The 1,312-nt window shown below is 64.4% G+C and carries 1 protein-coding gene and 1 pseudogene; both read left to right on the top strand.

The window, feature by feature from the left end; genetic code table 11:
• Window positions 1-93: 93 nt before the first annotated feature.
• Window positions 94-1,122, top strand: a complete 1,029-nt coding sequence (mltB, locus tag AC1DMG_RS22190) for a lytic murein transglycosylase B (protein WP_441605051.1) — start codon at window positions 94-96, stop codon at window positions 1,120-1,122.
• A pseudogene (locus tag AC1DMG_RS22195) lies at window positions 1,119-1,312 on the top strand (septal ring lytic transglycosylase RlpA family protein); the annotation flags it as partial. The gene mltB and the pseudogene AC1DMG_RS22195, both read left to right, overlap by 4 nt.

Consider the following 1,312-nt stretch of genomic DNA (forward strand, 5'->3'; position numbering starts at 1 on the left):
CCCTGTGCGCGACCGGTTGTCGCGAAAACGCCTGTTTTCTCCGCATCGCATGCTAGGCTTCGTCCGTAGCCGTTTACGACAGCGAAGTCATACATGCCCTCGATTCCCGCGTCGCTCCCGACTCGTCGTCTTATCGCCACGCTGGGCCTGTTTTTCGCCGCGGCATGCACGCCGGTCTTCGCGCAAACCCATCCCGGTCAGGAACAGCTGGTCAGCGAAGTGGCCCGCGATACGGGCAAGAGCAGCGCCTCGCTCAATGCCTTGCTGGATGGCGCGAAGAAGCAGCAGAGCATCCTCGATGCGATCAGCCGTCCGGCCGAAGCCAAGCCGTGGAAAGATTACCGGCCGATCTTCCTCACGCCCCAGCGCATCAATGACGGCATCGCGTTCTATCGCGAGCATCGCGCCCTGCTGGACAGTATCGGCAAGCAGTATGGCGTGCCGCCCGAGTACATCGTGGCGATCGTCGGCGTGGAAACCTCGTACGGCCGCATCACCGGCAAGTACAAGGTGCTCGATGCGCTGGTGACGCTGGGCCTGTATTACCCGCCGCGTGCCACGTATTTCCGCCAGCAGCTGAAGGTGCTGCTTGAATTGCCGGAGAACCACCTGGCCGGTCCCGTCGATACGCTTACCGGCTCGTACGCGGGCGCGCAGGGCTGGGGGCAGTTCATGCCCGAAAGCATTCGCGATTTTGGCGTGGACGCCGATGGCGATGGCCGTATCGACCTGAAGAACTCGCTGCCCGATATCTTCGCCAGCGTCGCCAATTACTTCGCCAAGCATGGTTGGCAGACCGGTGGCCTGGTGGCCGCGCCTGCCCGTGCCGACAGCGCCGCCAAGCCCATTTCCGTCAAGGACTCCAAACCGCAATGGCCGCTCGAGCAGCTCGAAGCGTGGGGCTACGCGCCCGTGCAGTCGCTCAATCCCGGGCAGCCCACCAGCCTGCAGTCGCTGCAGGGTGCGGATGGCATGGAGTACTGGTACACCTTCCAGAATTTCTACGTGATCACCACCTACAACCGCAGTCCGCTCTACGCGCTGGCGGTGCACCAGCTGGCGCAGGCGATTGCCCAAGGGGCCAACGGCCAGGGGAACACCGGGATGGATACCACGCAATGACCTGGCGGCTTGCGCTGCCTCTTCTGTTGATGGCGCTGCTGGCCGGTTGCAGTGGCGGCAAGACCCGTCCCTCCACGAGTCACCCCAGCGGATCGTCGCGTGGGCCTTACTCGTCGGGTAGCAGCGGCGGCTCGTCCTCGTCGTCGCGCGGCGGCGTCAATGACGACACCAGCCGCCCGCAGAGCAGCCG

This window comes from Dyella sp. 01N36 (assembly GCF_056399745.1).

What these genes read in the sequence shown, in the direction of transcription:
- mltB (WP_441605051.1), top strand. Translation starts at nt 94, where the DNA reads ATGCCCTCGATTCCCGCGTCGCTCCCGACTCGTCGTCTTATCGCCACG.